19 protein-coding genes are annotated in these 16,346 nt (G+C 68.0%); 3 read left to right on the top strand and 16 right to left on the bottom strand.

The features are described 5' to 3' along the window. Positions 1-55 precede the first annotated feature (55 nt). Positions 56-376: a RebB family R body protein gene (locus tag ACX17K_RS17540; protein WP_493775788.1), complete on the top strand. Its 321-nt coding sequence runs from the start codon at positions 56-58 to the stop codon at positions 374-376. 69 nt (positions 377-445) lie between these two features. Here ACX17K_RS17540 and ACX17K_RS17535 read toward each other — a convergent pair whose 3' ends face one another. Both ACX17K_RS17535 and ACX17K_RS17530 read right to left on the bottom strand, forming a co-directional pair. Further along, positions 446-784, bottom strand: coding sequence for a DnaJ family domain-containing protein (locus tag ACX17K_RS17535; protein WP_493775787.1), 339 nt, complete (start codon positions 782-784; stop codon positions 446-448). Positions 785-814: 30 nt separating this feature from the next. Next, positions 815-1,723: a LysR family transcriptional regulator gene (locus ACX17K_RS17530; RefSeq protein WP_493775786.1), complete on the bottom strand. Its 909-nt coding sequence runs from the start codon at positions 1,721-1,723 to the stop codon at positions 815-817. 102 nt (positions 1,724-1,825) lie between these two features. Here ACX17K_RS17530 and ACX17K_RS17525 point away from each other — a divergent pair, with 102 nt between their 5' ends. After that, complete coding sequence (locus tag ACX17K_RS17525; RefSeq protein WP_493775785.1) at positions 1,826-2,233, top strand: DUF2000 domain-containing protein; 408 nt, start codon at positions 1,826-1,828, stop codon at positions 2,231-2,233. A 10-nt stretch (positions 2,234-2,243) separates the two neighbouring features. Then, positions 2,244-2,822: a LysE family translocator gene (locus ACX17K_RS17520; RefSeq protein WP_493775784.1), complete on the top strand. Its 579-nt coding sequence runs from the start codon at positions 2,244-2,246 to the stop codon at positions 2,820-2,822. Between the two features lie 157 nt (positions 2,823-2,979). On the opposite strand, the gene ACX17K_RS17515 is transcribed toward ACX17K_RS17520, so the two are convergent. From ACX17K_RS17515 to ACX17K_RS17450, 14 genes are all read right to left on the bottom strand, one after another. Then, a complete protein-coding gene (locus ACX17K_RS17515) occupies positions 2,980-3,657 on the bottom strand; it encodes an HAD family hydrolase (protein WP_493775783.1) in 678 nt (225 codons plus the stop codon). Positions 3,658-3,744: 87 nt separating this feature from the next. After that, a complete protein-coding gene (locus ACX17K_RS17510; RefSeq protein ID WP_493775782.1) occupies positions 3,745-4,818 on the bottom strand; it encodes an aldose epimerase family protein in 1,074 nt (357 codons plus the stop codon). Beyond that, positions 4,815-5,786 carry a substrate-binding domain-containing protein gene (locus tag ACX17K_RS17505; protein ID WP_493775781.1) on the bottom strand — a complete coding sequence of 324 codons (972 nt, stop codon included), beginning with the start codon at positions 5,784-5,786 and terminating at the stop codon, positions 4,815-4,817. Before ACX17K_RS17505 ends, ACX17K_RS17510 begins: the two co-directional genes overlap by 4 nt. Beyond that, positions 5,783-6,475: an HAD family hydrolase gene (locus tag ACX17K_RS17500; RefSeq protein WP_493775780.1), complete on the bottom strand. Its 693-nt coding sequence runs from the start codon at positions 6,473-6,475 to the stop codon at positions 5,783-5,785. The genes ACX17K_RS17505 and ACX17K_RS17500 overlap by 4 nt, the downstream gene beginning before the upstream one ends. 25 nt (positions 6,476-6,500) lie before the next feature. Beyond that, positions 6,501-7,679 (bottom strand): MFS transporter, encoded by a 1,179-nt coding sequence (locus ACX17K_RS17495; RefSeq protein WP_493775779.1) that lies wholly within the window; start codon positions 7,677-7,679, stop codon positions 6,501-6,503. Between the two features lie 177 nt (positions 7,680-7,856). Then, positions 7,857-8,453 carry an NUDIX domain-containing protein gene (locus tag ACX17K_RS17490; protein WP_021474968.1) on the bottom strand — a complete coding sequence of 199 codons (597 nt, stop codon included), beginning with the start codon at positions 8,451-8,453 and terminating at the stop codon, positions 7,857-7,859. Between the two features lie 13 nt (positions 8,454-8,466). After that, positions 8,467-9,360, bottom strand: coding sequence for an S-methyl-5'-thioadenosine phosphorylase (mtnP, locus tag ACX17K_RS17485; RefSeq protein ID WP_493775778.1), 894 nt, complete (start codon positions 9,358-9,360; stop codon positions 8,467-8,469). Beyond that, positions 9,353-10,462: a fatty acid desaturase family protein gene (locus ACX17K_RS17480; protein WP_493775777.1), complete on the bottom strand. Its 1,110-nt coding sequence runs from the start codon at positions 10,460-10,462 to the stop codon at positions 9,353-9,355. The genes mtnP and ACX17K_RS17480 overlap by 8 nt, the downstream gene beginning before the upstream one ends. Then, complete coding sequence (locus ACX17K_RS17475) at positions 10,459-11,145, bottom strand: HAD family hydrolase (RefSeq protein WP_493775776.1); 687 nt, start codon at positions 11,143-11,145, stop codon at positions 10,459-10,461. The genes ACX17K_RS17480 and ACX17K_RS17475 overlap by 4 nt, the downstream gene beginning before the upstream one ends. Continuing rightward, the gene (locus tag ACX17K_RS17470; RefSeq protein WP_493775775.1) at positions 11,142-12,500 is read right to left on the bottom strand and encodes an NAD(P)/FAD-dependent oxidoreductase; all 1,359 of its coding nucleotides are present in this window, start codon (positions 12,498-12,500) and stop codon (positions 11,142-11,144) included. The genes ACX17K_RS17475 and ACX17K_RS17470 overlap by 4 nt, the downstream gene beginning before the upstream one ends. Continuing rightward, positions 12,481-13,587 (bottom strand): DegT/DnrJ/EryC1/StrS family aminotransferase, encoded by a 1,107-nt coding sequence (locus ACX17K_RS17465; protein WP_493775774.1) that lies wholly within the window; start codon positions 13,585-13,587, stop codon positions 12,481-12,483. Before ACX17K_RS17465 ends, ACX17K_RS17470 begins: the two co-directional genes overlap by 20 nt. After that, positions 13,584-14,099 carry an NUDIX hydrolase gene (locus ACX17K_RS17460; RefSeq protein WP_493775773.1) on the bottom strand — a complete coding sequence of 172 codons (516 nt, stop codon included), beginning with the start codon at positions 14,097-14,099 and terminating at the stop codon, positions 13,584-13,586. Before ACX17K_RS17460 ends, ACX17K_RS17465 begins: the two co-directional genes overlap by 4 nt. Next, positions 14,096-15,211 (bottom strand): DegT/DnrJ/EryC1/StrS family aminotransferase, encoded by a 1,116-nt coding sequence (locus ACX17K_RS17455; RefSeq protein WP_493775772.1) that lies wholly within the window; start codon positions 15,209-15,211, stop codon positions 14,096-14,098. Before ACX17K_RS17455 ends, ACX17K_RS17460 begins: the two co-directional genes overlap by 4 nt. 17 nt (positions 15,212-15,228) lie before the next feature. Continuing rightward, complete coding sequence (locus tag ACX17K_RS17450) at positions 15,229-16,281, bottom strand: Gfo/Idh/MocA family protein (protein ID WP_493775771.1); 1,053 nt, start codon at positions 16,279-16,281, stop codon at positions 15,229-15,231. Positions 16,282-16,346 lie beyond the last annotated feature (65 nt).

Below are 16,346 nucleotides of genomic sequence, written 5' to 3'. Positions count from 1 at the left end.
AAGCATTTCCCTGCGGCTGCCAGTCTGAATTCCCCAACGGAGCAGGAGATGCAAGATGGCCTTCCCCACCGCAGTCAACAGCCAGATCACCGATGCCGTCACCCAGTTCAACGTCAAGGTGGTGGGCGAGGCCCCCGCCATGGCGATGGGATCGATCTACCAGACCATGGCGCACTCCACCGGCATCCTGTTCGAGAACGCCGTCTCCTCGCAGCAGCAGATGACCACGCTTGCCCAGTCAGTAGCCAATATGGGGGTGATGCAGATTTACAGCGTGGACAGCGCGACAGGGGCGAGTAATGCGGTGCGGATTGACGGCGGCGCGGACAATTTGTCCAGTCTGCTTTCCGCGCTGCGGAACGCGCGCGGGCAATAAGAGCGGCTGACAAAATTCGGTCTCCTGCCCTCGGCCGAGGCGTTTAGCGGCCTGAGCGCAGTTTGGCGGTCAGGCGCCGCCGCGCAGATGCTCCAGCTGCAATGCCACCTCCAGCGCCAGCCGCTGCGTTTGAGCCTGCTTGTCGCGCCAGGCCGGCGTATCCGGCTCCAGCGCGGCCAGCTCCGCTCGCAGGACGCCCAGCTGCTGCATCATTTCCACCTCGGCCGGCACGCAGCCGGCATCCTTCAGGATCTTGTACGACATCCTGAGCTCGGCCGGCGCGGCGGCGTAGCCATCGTCCAAATCCAGCGGCTTGCCCCATCCCTTCGCGTGTTGCAGCTCTCCGCGCTGTTCGCTGGCGCGGATGCCGGCGGCGATCACCGCGTCAAGATCGCGTGGACTTTGCATGGTGGGCCTCCCAAGGGGTGGAAAGCCAAATTATAACATTGGGATGGTTTGCGGTTGGGATATCGCTGTTTCAGCCAGAAAGCGAACCAAGCGCAGCGTCAGGCTTTCCCGCGCGGCGTTGGCGGGCCAGACGGCGTAGACGCCTAGCGCTTCCACCTGGCAGTCGGGCAGGACGACGCGCAGCTTCTTCGCGGCCAATTCGCTTTCCACCAGAAAAGCCGGCGGCGTGGCCAGGCCGCAACCGGCGATGGCCAGTTGGCAGGCGGCATCGACGCTGTTGGCGGTGATGCGCGGCTGGATGGCGAAATCGTGCCGCTGTCCGGCGGCGTCGATCAGGGTTTTGCGTTTGCCGCGCATTCGTATGCCCAGCCAGGGCCAGTCGGCCAACTCGGCTGGAGAGGCCGGCGCGGCGCGCGCGTCCAACAGGCTGGGCGCGGCCACCAGCAGGCGGGGCATGTCGAACAGGCGGCGCGACTTCAGCGCGCTGTCCTGCAATTCGCCGATGCGGATGGCCAGGTCGATGCCGTCCCGGATCAGGTCGCGTTTCTCGTCGCTGTAATCCAATTCCAGCTCCACTTTGGGATGGCATTGGGAGAACGCCGCCAGGCTGGCGGTGAGCGGGCCGCGCGCGAAGAAGGCCGGCAAGCTCAGCCTGAGCGCGCCGCTGGGCTCGGACGCGCGCCCGGCCAGTTCGTTGAGGCCGGCTTCCGCCGCCTGCAGCATCGCCTGGGCGTGCTGGTACAGCGCTTGTCCGTCCGTCGTCAGCGACAGCTTCCGGGTGGAACGGTACAGCAAAGCCGCGCCCAGCCGGCTTTCCAGCTGCGTGACGTGGTGGCTGACCACCGAGGGCGCCAGTCCCAGCGCGCGGGCGGCGGCGCGGAAAGAGCCGGTTTCGATGGTCTTGGCGAAGACGGCTAGCGCGCGCAGTTCGTCTATCATTGTTCGATTTTTTCGATTATTAAATTTAAATTAGTCTTGATTGTAGATCAATTGGCGGCAGCGCATAGTGAGGCGGTACCTCATCATTGGAAGGAACCGCTCATGGACGATATCCGTTGCGCCATCATCATCGATCCCGATCTGCCGCCCGGCGTCATCGCCAATACCGCCGCTGTGCTGGCCATGTCGCTGGGCAAGCGCCACCCGGCGCTGGTGGGGCAGGACCTGCCCGACGCGCGCGGCGAGCCGCGCCTGGGCATCACCACGGTGCCGCTGCCGGTGCTGAAGGCCGGCGCGGACCAATTGCGCGCATTGCGCGCGGCGGCTTGCGGGATGGAACTGACGCTGGTGGAGCTGACCAGCGCCACGCGCGCCACCCGCAGCTATCAGGAGTACGCGGCGGCGCTGGCCTCCACGCCGGAGGAGGCGATCCAGTATCAGGGCCTGGCCCTGTGCGGGCCGGGCAAGCGGGTGCGGCAGCTGACCGGCAGCCTGGGCCTGTTGCGCTGAGGGGGCGGGCATGATCTGGAATTTCATCGCGGCGACCGCGCTGATCACCCTGATGCCGGGTCCGTCGTTGCTGCTGATCGCCGGGGCAGCCGCGCAACGCGGATGGCGCGCGGGCGCGGTCGTGACGCTGGGCGTGGTGCTGGCGGACGCCATCCTGCTGCTGGCGGTGCTGGGCGGCCTGGGTACGTTGGCGCGCGAAGCGCCTGTGGTCTTGTCAGGCTTGAAATGGCTGGGCGCCGCCTACTTGCTGTATCTGGGCGCGGCGCAGCTGCGCATGGCGGGGAAGGCGGGGCTTGCCGATGGCAGGGGAGGTTTTCGCCGCGGGCTGGCCACGACGCTGCTGAACCCGAAAATCATCGTCTTCCTGGCCTTGTACTTTCCGCAGTTCATCCAGCGGGGGGAGGACGCGGGATGGCAGATGCTATTGCTGGGGCCCTTGTTCCTGTTGACGGTGCTGGCAGTGTTCCTGCTGTGCGCGGCCGCCGCGCGGTGGTTGGGCGGCATGGCCCGGGAGCAGGGCGGAGCCTGGCTGGAACGGGCCAGCGGGCTCTGTCTGATCGTCTGTGGACTGTATTCCGCCTTCGTTTAGCGCAGCAGACAAAACTGTTGGCGCCGCGCCGGCGCGCCTTGAGCGGCTGCAAGGCCGGAGTGCGTTGTCCATTTCCTGTCGCCAGGGTTGAAAAGGGCAGGATGCCTGTTTTGCGGCATACCGATGTTTCACCCGGTGTTCGCGGCGGCGTTCAAGCTCAGGTTTGGGGCGCGCGGATGTCAGCCCGCTCCAGCCACTGCCATAGCTCCGGGGCGTTGAAGTCGGCGATCACGGCATCGGCGCCGGCTTCACGCAGCGCGGCTTCCGGCAACATGCCGGCTATGGCGAAGGTGTGCAGCCCGGCTTGCTTCGCGGCGCGGATGCCGGACGGCGAGTCTTCGAAGGCGCAAGCACGCTCGGCGCGTCCGCCCAGCCGGGCCAGACCGGCGAGGTAGGGCAGCGGGTGGGGCTTGCCGTAAGCCAGCTCGTCGCCTATCACCAGCGCGTCCACTCGGGAGGCGAGGCCCAGGCCGTCCAGCATCAACTCGGCATTGGCGCGCGGCGCGTTGGTGACGATGGCGATGGCCGCGCCTTTGGCCCGCGCCCAGTCGAACAGGCGCAAGGTGCCCGGCGTGGGCCGCAATTGGCCGACCGAGGCGCGGAACAGCTTTTCCTTGCGCTCGGCCAATTCCAGGTGCCGTTCGGGAATGTCCGGCAGCAGCGCGCGCATGATGGCTTCGTTGGTGGAGCCGTGGACATGCCGCAGATAGCTGTCATGGTCCAGCTCCCGGCCATGTTCGGACAGCAGGGCGCGGAAGGCGCGAAAGTGGAGTTCGTCGGTATCGGTCAGGGTGCCGTCCAGATCGAACAGCAGGGTGAAGTCGGCTTGGGGCATGGCGGATTCGTGTTCTGGTTCCGCGCCCATGGTAGGCGGCTTGCCGTCGCCGGGCAAGCCGCCGCTTCGCCGCCCGGCGGTTTTCGTCTAACGGGATGGGGCGATGCCCAGCCGGTAGATGGTGGTGCTGCGGTATGGCTGCTCCGGCCGCAAGACAGCGCTGGGGAAGTGGGAGACGTTGGGCGCGTTGGGGAAGTGCTGGGCCTCCAGGCAGAAACCGTCCGATTGCCGGTAGGCGCGGCCGGATGCGCCATGGTAGCGGCCGGTGAGCACATTGCCGCTGTGCAGTTGCAGGCCGGGCTCGGTGGTGAGCACATCCAGCTGGCGTCCGCAGCCGTCTTCCACCGCTCGCGCGGCCAGCCTGGGATAGGGTTCGGCGCCGTCTCGCGACAGCACGTAGCAATGGTCGAAGCCCCGTCCCAGGCGGATTTGCGCGTCGTCGGCGCGTATGTCCCGCCCCAGCGGCTTGGGTTCGCGGAAATCGAACACCGTGTCCTGCACGCCGCGGATCTCGCCGGTGGGAATCAGTTCTTCCGTCACCGGCAGAAAGTGGTCGGCCAAGATGGCCAGCCTGTGGTCCAGCACGCTGCCGCTGCCTTCGCCCGCCAGGTTGAAATAGGCGTGGTTGGTGGTGTTGAACACGGTGGGCCGGTCGCAGCTCGCTTCGTAGCTGATCACCAGATCGCCCGGCGGCTTCAGCGCGTAGCTGACGGTCAGGATCAGCTTGCCGGGAAAGCCTTGATCGCCGTCCGGGCTTTCCAGCCGCAGCAGCACTTCGGGCCGGTCGGGGAGATCGGCCACGGCGGCCACTTGCCACTGGCGGCGGTCGAAGCCTTCCGGTCCGCCGTGTATCGCATGGCGGCCTTCGTTCTGATCCACCTGATGCCACTGGCCGTCAAGCTGGAAGCGGCCGTTTTCGATCCGGTTGGCGTAGCGGCCCATGGTGGCGCCCAGGCGGCCGCCGGCCTGCCGGTAATCGTCCAGCCGGGTATAGCCCAGCACCACCGAGTCGAAACGGCCGTGCCGGTCTGGGCAGCACAGCGACTGCAGCGTGGCGCCCCAGGACAGGATGGCGGCGCTGATGCCGTTGCTCAGCGCCAGTTCTATCTTTTCGACGACTTCTCCGCCGGGCAGGATGCCGAATGCGGCGCGGGTGATCATGGGGTGGCCTCCGATTTGGGCGCGCGGACGGCGCGCAGCCGCATCAGCGCGTCGAAGCGTTGCAGAACGGCGGGCCGCTCGCGGCTGGCCCGCTCCGGATTGATGGGAAACAAGGCGGGATCGCGTTCGCCGCGCAGCAATAGCTTGGCGTGATGGCGGAACAGGTCGGCGGCTTCGTCTGACATCACCCAGCTCAGCGCCCTTCGCGCCAGTGTTTGCTGCTTGCTGCCGGCGAGGACGCCGTAGACTTCCGCTTCCGCGCCTATCGCATCCTGGGGCAGCGCCTGGATCAATGCGGGGTTGTCGCTCAGCCGGCGGCGGGCCGCCACCCGTACGGTGATGCCCAGCGCCGCGCCGTTCTGGCCGACGCGGGCGGCCGGCTCCCAGGCCGAGCCGGGGTAGTCGATCACGTTGCGGTCTATCTCCACCATCAGCCGCCAGCCGTCTTCCGGCCCGTAATATTGCAGGATGGTGGTCAAGGCCAGGTAGCCGGCGCCGGAGCGGCGGGGGTCGGGGAATAGCAGTCCTTGGCGAAGCGCCGGCGCGGCCAGATCGGACCAGCGCGTCGGCGGCTCGGAGCCGCGCGCTTGCAATAACGCGGGATCGGCGACGAAAGCCAGCGAAAAGCCGGTAGGACGGTAGAAACCGTCGGCGTCGCAGCCGCCGGCCGCCGGAGGCGCGATGCGGGCGGCGATGCCCGGGCTCTGCGCGGCGGTGTCGGCCCAGCCCAGCACCAGATCGCCCTCGGGGTCGGACAGCAGAAAGGCGGTCAGGCTGGAGGTGGGCATGCGCCACACGGTGATGGCGACATCGGGCAGCAGGCGGCTCAGCGCTTCGAGGTAGTCGGCCAGCTCATAGGGCTCGAACGAGCTGTAGGCCACCAGATGCCCGCCCGCGCCGCTGCCGGTGGCGGCTTCGATGCGGACGGCGTCGGCGGGCAGCCCCGTCGGGGGAACGGACGGGTTCATGCGCCGGACTCCTCAGCCTCCGCGCCGAGCTCCAGCGCGTCCAGCCGCCGCCATAGCTCGGCGGCGGTGAAGTCGGCGATCACCTCGTCGGCGCCGGCGTCAAGCAGCGACGCGGCGGGCAGCGAGGTGCCGATGCCGAAGGTATGGATGCCGGCGGCGCTGGCGGCGCGCGCGCCGGACAGCGAGTCCTCGAAGGCCAGCGCGCGCTCGGCGCGTCCGCCCAGACGCTGAAGCCCGGTCAGGTAGGGCAGCGGGTCCGGCTTGCCGCGCGGCAGCTCCTCGCCTATCACCAGCGCGTCTATCCTACCCAGCAGCTCCAGCCCGGTCAGCATGCGCTCGGCGTTGATGCGGGGCGCGTTGGTGACGACGGCGATCGGCACGCGGCGGGCCTCCGCCCATTCGAACAGCGCCAGTGCGCCGGGCGTGGGCTCCAGCTTGCCGATGGCGGCGCGGAACAGTTCCTCCTTGCGCTCGGCCAGCCGGCGGTGGGAGTCCAGGGACAGGTCGGGAAACAGCTCGCGCATGATCGCGTCGTTGGGCGCGCCCATGATCCGCTCTTTGTAGATCTGCATGGTGATGCTGCGCTTGTGATCGGCCAGCAGCGTTTGGTAGGCGCCGAAATGCAGGATGTCGGTGTCCACCAGAGTGCCGTCCAGATCGAACAGCAGCGTGAAGTCGGCTTGGCTCATCATTGTTCTCCTTTTTGCTCAAGTCTCAGGCTTTGTGCGGCAGCGCATGGCGGTAGCCGGCGGCCAGGCAGGCCACGGCCATCAGCAGCGGCAAGATAACCAGCATGCCGATCGCATTGACTAGGCCGGCCACTTGGCCGATATAGCCCAATGCGATGGGAACCACCAGCAGGGAAACGCCCACCGCCTGGGTGGCCCCCACCGAGATCAGGCCGACGTGGTCCGGCTCCAGCCGGATCGCGTTGCTGATCAGCAGCGGGAAGAAATTGCCCAGACACATGCCGGCCAAGGCCAGCGCGACGATGGTGGCGGACGGCAGCGCGCTGGCCCACAGCGCGAGAATGGCGCCGCCGCCCAGCAGGATCACCGCCATCAGCATGCTGCGGCCATCAAACCGGGCCAACAGCCGGCTGGAGACGATGCGGCCGAACACGGTGCCGCCGAAGAAGACCGACATCAGGCTCACCGCCTGCGCCGGGCCCAGGCCCAGCCGGCTTTCCAGAAACTGCGCGCCCCAGAAGCCTATGCCCCATTCCGCGCCTATGCCCAGCAACACCGAGCCCCAGCACAAGGCCACCGCCAGCGGCACGCCGCCGCGAGCGGGCTTGCTCGACGCCGCTGCCGGAGCCGGACGGCCGGCGGGCGCAGGCAGGGGCAGCACCAGCGCCAGGGCCAGCGCGGCCGCCAGCAGCGTCCAGCGCCAGGGAATGCCGGCCGCGGCCAGCTGGCCGACCAGCAGCGGGCCGGAAAACACGCCGGCGCCGGCGAAGATGAAAGCTTCCACCATCGCCATGTCGCGGTGTTCTGCCTGATGCCAGGCCAGGCCGGCCTGCACCGCCGATTGCAGCACGCCGCCGGTCAAACCCATGGCGATCGCGGCGGCCAGGGTGCCGGCGAAGCCGCGCGCCTGGGCGATGGACAACACGGCCAGCACCATGGCGACCGCAGCGCCGCGGACCAGCGGGCCGAGGCCCAGCCTGGGCAGCAGCCAACCCCCCAGCAGACCGGATGCGACCAGGCCGCCGGCGTAGCTGGTGAAATGCCAGCCGATCTGGATGGGATCGTAGCCGAACTCGGCGCGCAGGAAGGGCAGGGTGGAGCCCAGCACCGACTGTTGGAAGCCGAACACGGCCAGCACCAGATAGAGGAACCAGGTGGGTCCGTCGCGGCGGAATGGCCGGGTGGATCGGGGGCTGTCTGTCATAGCGGTTGATCCTGAGGTGTGGGGTGGGGGCATCTGAACGCATGCCGCGCCTGGCGGATGGCAGATCCCTGCGCCGCCGGCGGTGGCCGGAGGCCTTGCCGCTGGTGTTTCGACACGGTCCGCAGCGGGCGGCTTGGGCTCCTCAAAACCTGCCCGCCGCGGTGGTTTCTGCCTGTCTTAATCCAGCAGCCGGTGCAATTGCGCGTATTGCAGCAGCATGATGGTCTTGCCGTCGGCGATGTCGCCGCAGTCCACCATCGCCAGCGCCTGTTGCAGCGGCAGTTCCAGCACTTCCAGTTCCTCGCCGTCCTCCTCCACGCCGCCGCCATCCCCCACCTTGTCGCGGGGATGGTATTCGCCGACGAAGAAGAACAGTTTCTCGGTGACGGATCCGGGACTCATGAAGGCCTCGAATACCTTGCGCACATTGTCTATCCGGTAGCCGGTCTCCTCTTCGGTTTCGCGGCGGATGCAGGTTTCCGCGTCGTCCTGGTCAAGCAAGCCGGCGCAGGCCTCGATCAGCATGCCGTCGTGGCCGTTGACGAAGGCGGGGAAGCGGAACTGGCGGGTGAGGATCACCGTGCGGCGGGAGCGGTTGTACAGCAGGATCACCGCGCCATTGCCGCGGTCGTAGGTTTCGCGCGACAGCGTCTGCCAGCTGCCGTCGCGGCGCAGGTAGTCGAAGGTGGTCTTGCGCAGCACGTACCAGTCATCGGACAGCACTTCCACGCGTTGGATGCGCACTCTTTCCCGGGTCGCGGTGGTATTGCTCATGCAGCGTTTCCTTTTACTTGTTCGTCAATCGGTTTGCATTCGGCGCCACGGTCAGCAGCCGCGCCAGCATGGCGGGGTCGCGCTGTTCGGGCGCGGTCATGATGGCGGTGTCCAGCGCGCGGTCGCAGCCGCAGCGGCAGGCGCCGCCGTGACGGCCCAGGCGCTGCACGGCTTCTTCCACCAGCCGGCGCGCGCTGTCGCCGATTTCGGCCATCCGTTCCGCCACCAGCGCGGCGTTGACCGGCTCCTGCGATTCGAACCAACAGTCGTAATCGGTGGGGATGGCCACCAGCGCGTAGCACAGCTCGGCTTCGCGGGCGAGCTTGGCTTCCGGCATCGCCGTCATGCCTATCACGGTGCCGTCCCACTGGCGGTAAAGCCGGGATTCGGCGCGAGTGGAGAATTGAGGCCCCTCCATCACCACATAGGTGCCGCCGTCGCGCGCCGGGACGCCCGCGGCGGCGGCGCTGTCGGCCAGCGCTTCGCGCATGCGGCCGCAGACCGGGTCGCCGAAGGGCACGTGGCCGACCAGGCCGGGACCGAAGAAGGTCTTGTCGCGCATCAGCGTGCGGTCGATGAACTGGTCGACCAGCACGAAATGGCCGGGGGGCACGTCTTCGCGCAAACTGCCCACCGCGCTCATCGACAGGATCTGGGCGCAGCCCACGCTGCGCAGCGCGGCGATATTGGCCTTGACGTTGATGGACGCGGGGGGGATCGCATGGCCCGGACCATGGCGCTGCAGGAAGGCGACCGGCACGCCGCCGAGATAGCCGGTGACCACCGGCGACGACGGCGCGCCGAAGGCGGTGGCGCAGTGGACGGTGCGGGCGTCGGTCAGGCCCAGCAGCCGCTGGAAGCCGCTGCCGCCTATGATGCCGATGCGGGCCGGATGGGATTCAGTCATGGTGGATTCCTTGGGTGGAGAGGCGGCCGGCCAGCGGCGGGGCCACCAGCCGTTCGCGCAGTTCGGACAGCGCTGACGGCGCGTTGCCGCGACAGCGCAGCAGGCCCTCGCTGGCATGCTCGGTGTAGCGCGGGTCGTGGATTTTCAGGTGCCGGTCTATCGCCGGCAGGTAGTTCCAGCGCACGCCGGGGTATAGGGAATGGACGAGATGGTAGGCGTCCGAAGTGGGCGCGATGAACACCCGCACCAGCCAGCCGCTGACGCCGAAGTAATCGGTGGGGCGGCCCATCAGATATTCCAGCTCCAGCCTCTCCTGCGGGAAGCCGGGCATGAACCAGCGGTGCTCGGCCAGCAGCGACACCCAGGCGAACACCGGGTAGGAGGTGAACAGCGGCAGCAGCCAGCCGAAGGCCACGCCGGCCCAGCCGCCGACCCAGTAGAGCAGCGCGCCGGTCGCCAGCAGCGTCGCGCAGCGGGCCAGCGCCGTGGTTTTGGAATGGTTGAGCAGGCTATTGCGCGTCATCGTGCTCAGATTGTTCCAGAAGCCGGCCGGCCACAGCGGGTACAGCAGGCGGGCAAGGAAGGCGGCGTCCGACAGACCGGCCAGATAGCCGCCGGCGAACACCCGGGCGCGGTTGGGGTCCAGTTCCGGGTGGTTGGGCTTGCGGTGGTGGTCGCCATGGGTTTTGTGGCGGCTGTGCATGTCGCGCTTGAACACCGGGAACTGGTAAAAGATGTCGCTCAGCCACCATTGCCAGGCATGGGACGGGCACAGCGCGAAATGGACGGCGTTGTGGCCGAACTCCTGCAGCGCGCGCATGCGGCCGCCGCTCCACAGCGTCACCAGCGCCCAGCCCATGGCGGAGTCGGCCAAGGCGGCCGCCATCACCGCCGCCACGATGTCCAGCCAGGTCCAGACGAAGGGCAGCGGCGCGAGCCAATTGTCGAGCGGACGGTAATAGGTTTCCGGATTGTCGTTGATGCGCGGCAGCAGCCGCAGCCTGCGCATCACCGGCCCGCTGTCGCGGTAATAGAAATAGACGATGCCGCGCATCGCCAGCGAGGCGGCCAGCACCGCCAGCAGGGGATAGAGGGAATTCATGAGGGTTCTCCCGCCGCTGCCGGCGCGGACAGCGCCGGCAGCAGTTCCGCCAGGCTGGAGCAGACCGGCGCATCGCCTTCGTCGAGCCGCGCCCGGTCCTGATGGCCGGTTTCCACCAGCAGCGCGCGCCAGCCGACTTGCCGCGCCACCTCGCAGTCGTGCAGCGTGTCACCGATGAACAGCGTATCTGCCGGCGGCAGCGCCAGCCGGGATTGCAATGCCCAGGCTTCATCCAGCTTGCCCGAGGCGTGGGTGTGGTCCAGGCCGACCACGTGCTGGAAGCTGCCCAGCAGCCGCTTGGCGTCCAGCGTGCGCAACAGCACGTTGCTTTGCGACGCCGACAGTACCGAGGCGCCGATGCCGCGGGCGGCGGTTAGCTCCAGCAGTTCCGCGACGCCGTCGTGCATTGGACAGCGCGCGACATGAGCGTCGAAATGCTCGAGGTAGACGGCGACGATGTCGGCGAACGGATGGCGTTTGAAGTCGAAGCCCAGCCGACCGTAGAACTCGGCGATCGGGAAGCCGAACTCGCGCCGGTAGCGCTCGCGCGTGACCGGTTCCGCGCCGAAGCGCGCGCAGCAGCGGTTCACCGACGCCACCGCCAGATCAATGTCGTCGATCAGGGTGCCATTCCAGTCGAAGACCAGGTGGCGCACTCCGGCCAGCCACGATGCCGCGCTCATGGATGGCCTCCGCCGGGCCGCAGCGAGCCGAGCACGATGCGCGCGGCGATGGGCGGCGCGTATAGCCGGGACGGGCTGACGATCAGGTTGCTGACGCCGATCTGCGCTTCCAGCGCGCCGCGATGGTAGGCGGACAGCCGGGTCAGTCCGGCGCCGTACCAGTGCAGGAAACGGGTGCGCCAGTCGCGCTCGCCCTCGGTTTCCGGAAAGCGCAGGTCTTCGGTGACCGCCATCTGCCAGGCGGGGTCCAGCACCCGGCACAGCTTTTCCTGCAGCTCCTGGAAGCCCAGCCCGCCGGCCAGCAGCGCGTCTAGATTCCCGCCCAGGCATTCAGCCTCGAGCGCGCACAGCGTCATGCCCTGGCTGTACAGCGGATTCATGCTGCCCAGCGCGTCGCCGACCACCAGCAGGCCGTCCGGCCAGCGAGACAGCTGGTCGTAATGGCGGCGCAGGCTGCCGGGCATGCGGAATACCGACACGTCGGACAGCGGCTCGGCGTCCTGTATCACCTGGTGGATGTCCGGCATCGGCAACGCGGCCAGCGCTTTCAGGAACGCGTTCGGGTCGCGGTCCGGGTATTGGCCGAACCAGCCGCCGGTGGTCACCATCCAGCGATCGCCCTCTATCGGGCTGATAACGCCCATCGCGCGCTGATGCGGCGGCGTGGCCAGCACCAGCAGCACTTTCCATTGGCTGGCGAACTCGGGGCGGCGCCGGTAGATGCGCGATGCGTAGCCGAGGTCGGTTTTCACCATGCTTTTTTCCACCGCGCCGAAACCGGCGGTTTCCAGCCAGCCGGGCAGGCGGGTGCCGCGGCCGCTGGCATCCACCAGCGCGTCGGCGTCCAGCGTCCAGGCGTGGTCGTCGTTGCGCAGCCGGACGCCGGCGACCGCCAGCTTGTCGCCGTCGCGGCGGAAATCCACCCCTTCCATCTGGGTGCGCGACAACACCGTGATCTGCGGCAGCCGCGAGACGCGGCGGCGCAGATGGGTGTCGATCAGCCGGCGGCTGCAGTAATGGGCGTGGATGCCGCAGCGATAGCGGTTTTTCCAGCGCCCGGCCTGGTACCACTTGACGTCGTGGCCCAGGTCGGCGACCAACGCGCCGGCCTGCTCCAGCTCCGACAGGAAACCGGGGAAGATGGCTTCCATGATCTCTTTGCCGCGCTGCAAGAGCAGATGGACGTGGTGTTCTTGCGGCACGCTTTGGCGCGCGCCGGTTTCATCGTGGAAATCGCTTTTTTCTACGATGGTGACGCGGGCGTAGCGGCGGGCCAGCGCGGCGGCGGCTAGGCAGCCGGCGATGCTGCCGCCCAGCACCACCGCGTGGCCGGCTTCAACTCGGGGAGTAGTCATTCAATGTCCTCGCGATGTAATCGAGGTCTTCGCCAGTCAGGTCCGGATGCAGCGGCACCGTGGTCAGCGAGCGCAGCAGCCGGGCGGCGTTGGGGCAGTCGCGGCGGTAGCGTTCCAGCAGCGGTAGCTGGTACAGCGGCTGGTTGTCGTACTTGCCGATATCGGACGGGATGCCGCGCGCCATCTGATAGCGCACCAGTTGCCGGCCGTCGTGGCCGATCGCCTGCAGCAGCAGCGCGTAGCCATTGGCCTGGCCATGCGCGGGCAGCGGCAATTCGCGCAGCGCCGGGTTGTCCAGCGCGGCCAGCAGCCGTTCGCGGTTGCTCAGGCGGATGTCGAGATGCCGGGTCAGTTGGCGGCTGCGCGCCAGCCCCAATGCCGCCTGCAGGCCGCCCAGCTTCAGATTGATGCCCACGCTCTGGCCGGTGAGGTTGCCGAAACGGGTGTAGGCGCGGATGCGTTCGGCCCGTTGCGCATTGGCGGTCATGACGAAGCCGCCTTCGCCGGTGGACATGAATTTGCAGTCATGGGTGCTGAAACAGCAGATGTCGCCGATGCGCGCCAGCCAGTCGCCGTTGAGCCGGGTCAGGTGACAATGGGCCAAGTCCTGGATCAGCGGGATGCCGCGTTCGCGCAGCAGCGTCCAGGTCCGGTCAGAGGGAATGGGATAGCCCCACATCGGCACCTCGATCACCGCGCGGGTGCGCGGCCCCAGGCAGCGTAGCAAATCGTCCGGGTCCAGGCCGAAGCTGTCGGGCGCCACATCGCAGAACACCGGCACCAATCCTTGCGCCAGGATGGGCAGCACGGTGCAGATCGGGCAGGTGGGCGCCAGTACCACCTCGTCGCCTGGCGCGAAATCGACGCCGGCCAGCGCGGCGTGGACCGAGGCGGCGCCGGAGGAGACGGCGATCACATGGGGCAGGCCGTACAGCCCGCCCAGCGCCGCTTCGTATTCGGCGACGATGTCGGCGGTGCCGGACAGGCCGCCGCGCAGCGCGCGCGCCAGCTCGGCGATATCGTCCGGCGTGTCGTGGATGCAGGTTTCGGCGATATGGCGCGTTTCCAGCGCAATCGTGCTCATCATCGGACTCCCTGCTGTACCGCCTGCCACACGGCATCGTCGTCGTACAGACGCTCCAGCATGCGGCGGAAATTGGCGAACATCGGCAGCTGCTCCAGCCGTTCGCGCGGGAAGAAGCCGACCTCCACCGCCTCCCGGCCCGGGGGGCAGCGCCGCTCGGGCGTGGCGCACAGATAGATCAGGTCCAGGTGGTAGTGCGGGGTTTTCGGATCGGCGATGTACTCGCACAACACCCGGTACGGACGGTGCAGCGCGGTGACGTCGGCTTCTTCGTCCTCCAGCGCGATGTCGCGCTCGCCCAGCAGCTTGGCGTGGATGCCGGTCTCCTCCCGCACCTCGCGCAGCGCCGCCTCATCCGGCGTTTCGTGCCGTTCGACGTGGCCGCCTGGGTACAGCCAGACGCCGAGCTTGCGGTGGCGCAGCAGCAGTACTTCGCGGTGGGGGTTGAGCACGAAGGCCGAAGCGGTGAAATGCCGCTCCAGCCCGGCGCGCTGCATCGCGCGGTCGGTGATCATGGCGCCTGGTATCCGTTGATGACGTCGGCCATATAGTCCAGCTCCGCTTCGCTCAGCGCGGGGTGTACGGGCAGCGTGGTCATGCCGGAGAGCAGCGCCTCGGCGTTGGGGCAGTCGAGGCGGTATTCGGCCAGCGCCGGGAAGCGATACAAGGCCTGGCAGCCGTAGCGCTTGATGTCGGACGGGATGCCGCGGGCGTCCAGATAGTCGATGAAGGCGCGGTTGTCGGCGAAGCCCAGCTCCAGATTGAGGAAGTAGTAGTTGGGATTGCCGCCTTCGATGATTCGTTTTTCCCGCACCTGGGGATGGCGCAGCCGCTGCAGCAGGCGGCGGGCATGGGTCCGCCGGCAGTCTATCTGTTCGGAAAGCTTGTCCAGCCGGCTGTGGCCCAGCGCCGCCGGCAGCGCGGCCAGCTTGTAGTTGAGGCCGAAATCCGCGCCGTTGAGGTTGCCGAAGCGGCTGTAGGAGCGGCAGCGCTCGGCGAGCTCGGCGTCGTCGGTCAGCACGAAGCCGCCTTCTCCGGTGGCCAGCGGCTTGCGCTCGTGAGTGCTGAAGCAGGACAGGTGGCCGTAGGCGGACAGATGCTTGCCGTGCAGCGTGCTGCCGTGCGAGTGGGCCAGGTCCAGGATCAGCTTCAGGTCCAGTGAGTCGGCCAGTTCGCGCAGCTCGTCCACCTCGGTGGGATAGCCCCACATGGGGATGTCGATCAGCGCGACGGCGCGGGGAGAGACGCGGTCGCGCACCGAGTCGGGGTCGGCGCCGAAGCCGTGGACGCGGGTATCGACGAACACGGGGTTGGCGCCGGCGGCGATGATGGGGTAGACGGTGCACAGCGGGCAGCTGGGCGTCAGCAGCACGTCGTCGCCCGGCCGCACGCCGGCGGCGTGCAGCGCCACGCTGACCGCCGCGCCGCCGGAAGACAGGGCGACGGCTTCGGCGGCGCCGAACCAGCTGGCCAGCGCCTGCTCGTAGGCGACGACGGTGTCGCTGGTGCCGGACAGCGCGCCGCGCAGCGCCCGCTCCAGCGCGGCGAGGTCGTCCGGATACTGCGGACGGTATTTGTCGGAGATCACGCGGTCGGCGGTTTGCGCCGCGGCGATGGTTTCGGTCATGAAAAGCTCCTGTTCGATTACAGCGACAGCGATTCGATGCCGGTGCGTATCCGGCTGTGGGGGTTCTGCAGGCCTTGGGCCACGGCGTCGGCGGAGCAGATTTCCTCGATCACGCGATAAGTGGGCAGCAGGCTGGCGAAGTCTGCCTCGAAGCGGCGGTGTTCGCGTATCGCCTGAAAGAACTGGTGCAGCTCGCCGTGGTAGCCGCTGCGTTCGTAGCCGGAGTCCAGGGGGCCCGGCTGCCAGGCGCCGCGCCAGCGCTTGGCGGCGCCGGTGGGGCGGGTGGCGTGCTCAGGCTCGTGCAGCGTGATGTTCCACAGGTTGTCCAGCTCCACCAGCGTTGAGCTGGAGCTGACCAGCTTCATGTCGAATTCGAAGTAGGGGAAGCTGGTGCCGGCCAGCAAGCTGGCGGTGGCGCCGGAGGAGAAGGCCATGTCGGCCTTGACGATCAGCGCGTCCTCGTGGCGCTGGACGCTGGACTGCACCCGGCGCAGCTCGCCGTCGCCGAAGGTGATGGCCAGGTCTATGGTATGGATCGCCTGCGCCAGCAGGAAGGAGCGCAGCGTGGAGTCCAGGCCCCATAGCGGGGCGCGGGGCTTGTTGGCGTAGTGGTTGAGCTGGATGTGCAGGGTTTCGCCGAATTCGTCCACCTGGGTCATTTCGCGCAGCTGGCGCACCGGGCGGGCGAACTTGAAGTTCATGCCCACGCCGGACACCACCTCGCTGCGGTTCGCGGCGTCGATCAGCGTTTCCAGCTCCTCCAGCGTCGAGCACGGGGGCTTCTCGACGAACACGTTGACGCCCTTGCCCATCGCCAGCAGCCCCATTTCGAAGTGCAGCTGCGGCGGGCCGGCCATGATCACCGCGTCCAGCTGGACCTGGTTCAGCATGTCCGGCACGTTGTCGTGCACCGGGATGTCTGAGATGAAGCGGTGGATGCGCCGCGCCCGCTCCAGATCGCTGTCGCAGGCGGCGACGATCCGTATGTCCTGCATCTGCAGCAAGGACGGCAGCAGGTTTTCCTGCATTTGCGCGCCGATGCCGACAAGGCCAACTTTGATCAAACTCATCGTGAATCTCCATGACGGCCCCCGCGCGGCGCGCGGCGGACCTGTCTTGCTCGGGATTGATGAAA

Source organism: Chromobacterium sp. INPA-IVC, from assembly GCF_059047085.1.
This window is presented reverse-complemented; position numbering and strand designations above follow the sequence as displayed.

Bases quoted from the DNA above. Each gene is read 5' to 3' on its own strand.
- ACX17K_RS17540 (WP_493775788.1), top strand. From the start codon at position 56: ATGGCCTTCCCCACCGCAGTCAACAGCCAGATCACCGATGCCGTCACC.
- ACX17K_RS17535 (WP_493775787.1), bottom strand. From the start codon at position 784: ATGCAAAGTCCACGCGATCTTGACGCGGTGATCGCCGCCGGCATCCGC.
- ACX17K_RS17530 (WP_493775786.1), bottom strand. From the start codon at position 1,723: ATGATAGACGAACTGCGCGCGCTAGCCGTCTTCGCCAAGACCATCGAA.
- ACX17K_RS17525 (WP_493775785.1), top strand. From the start codon at position 1,826: ATGGACGATATCCGTTGCGCCATCATCATCGATCCCGATCTGCCGCCC.
- ACX17K_RS17520 (WP_493775784.1), top strand. From the start codon at position 2,244: ATGATCTGGAATTTCATCGCGGCGACCGCGCTGATCACCCTGATGCCG.
- ACX17K_RS17515 (WP_493775783.1), bottom strand. From the start codon at position 3,657: ATGCCCCAAGCCGACTTCACCCTGCTGTTCGATCTGGACGGCACCCTG.
- ACX17K_RS17510 (WP_493775782.1), bottom strand. From the start codon at position 4,818: ATGATCACCCGCGCCGCATTCGGCATCCTGCCCGGCGGAGAAGTCGTC.
- ACX17K_RS17505 (WP_493775781.1), bottom strand. From the start codon at position 5,786: ATGAACCCGTCCGTTCCCCCGACGGGGCTGCCCGCCGACGCCGTCCGC.
- ACX17K_RS17500 (WP_493775780.1), bottom strand. From the start codon at position 6,475: ATGAGCCAAGCCGACTTCACGCTGCTGTTCGATCTGGACGGCACTCTG.
- ACX17K_RS17495 (WP_493775779.1), bottom strand. From the start codon at position 7,679: ATGACAGACAGCCCCCGATCCACCCGGCCATTCCGCCGCGACGGACCC.
- ACX17K_RS17490 (WP_021474968.1), bottom strand. From the start codon at position 8,453: ATGAGCAATACCACCGCGACCCGGGAAAGAGTGCGCATCCAACGCGTG.
- mtnP (WP_493775778.1), bottom strand. From the start codon at position 9,360: ATGACTGAATCCCATCCGGCCCGCATCGGCATCATAGGCGGCAGCGGC.
- ACX17K_RS17480 (WP_493775777.1), bottom strand. From the start codon at position 10,462: ATGAATTCCCTCTATCCCCTGCTGGCGGTGCTGGCCGCCTCGCTGGCG.
- ACX17K_RS17475 (WP_493775776.1), bottom strand. From the start codon at position 11,145: ATGAGCGCGGCATCGTGGCTGGCCGGAGTGCGCCACCTGGTCTTCGAC.
- ACX17K_RS17470 (WP_493775775.1), bottom strand. From the start codon at position 12,500: ATGACTACTCCCCGAGTTGAAGCCGGCCACGCGGTGGTGCTGGGCGGC.
- ACX17K_RS17465 (WP_493775774.1), bottom strand. From the start codon at position 13,587: ATGATGAGCACGATTGCGCTGGAAACGCGCCATATCGCCGAAACCTGC.
- ACX17K_RS17460 (WP_493775773.1), bottom strand. From the start codon at position 14,099: ATGATCACCGACCGCGCGATGCAGCGCGCCGGGCTGGAGCGGCATTTC.
- ACX17K_RS17455 (WP_493775772.1), bottom strand. From the start codon at position 15,211: ATGACCGAAACCATCGCCGCGGCGCAAACCGCCGACCGCGTGATCTCC.
- ACX17K_RS17450 (WP_493775771.1), bottom strand. From the start codon at position 16,281: ATGAGTTTGATCAAAGTTGGCCTTGTCGGCATCGGCGCGCAAATGCAG.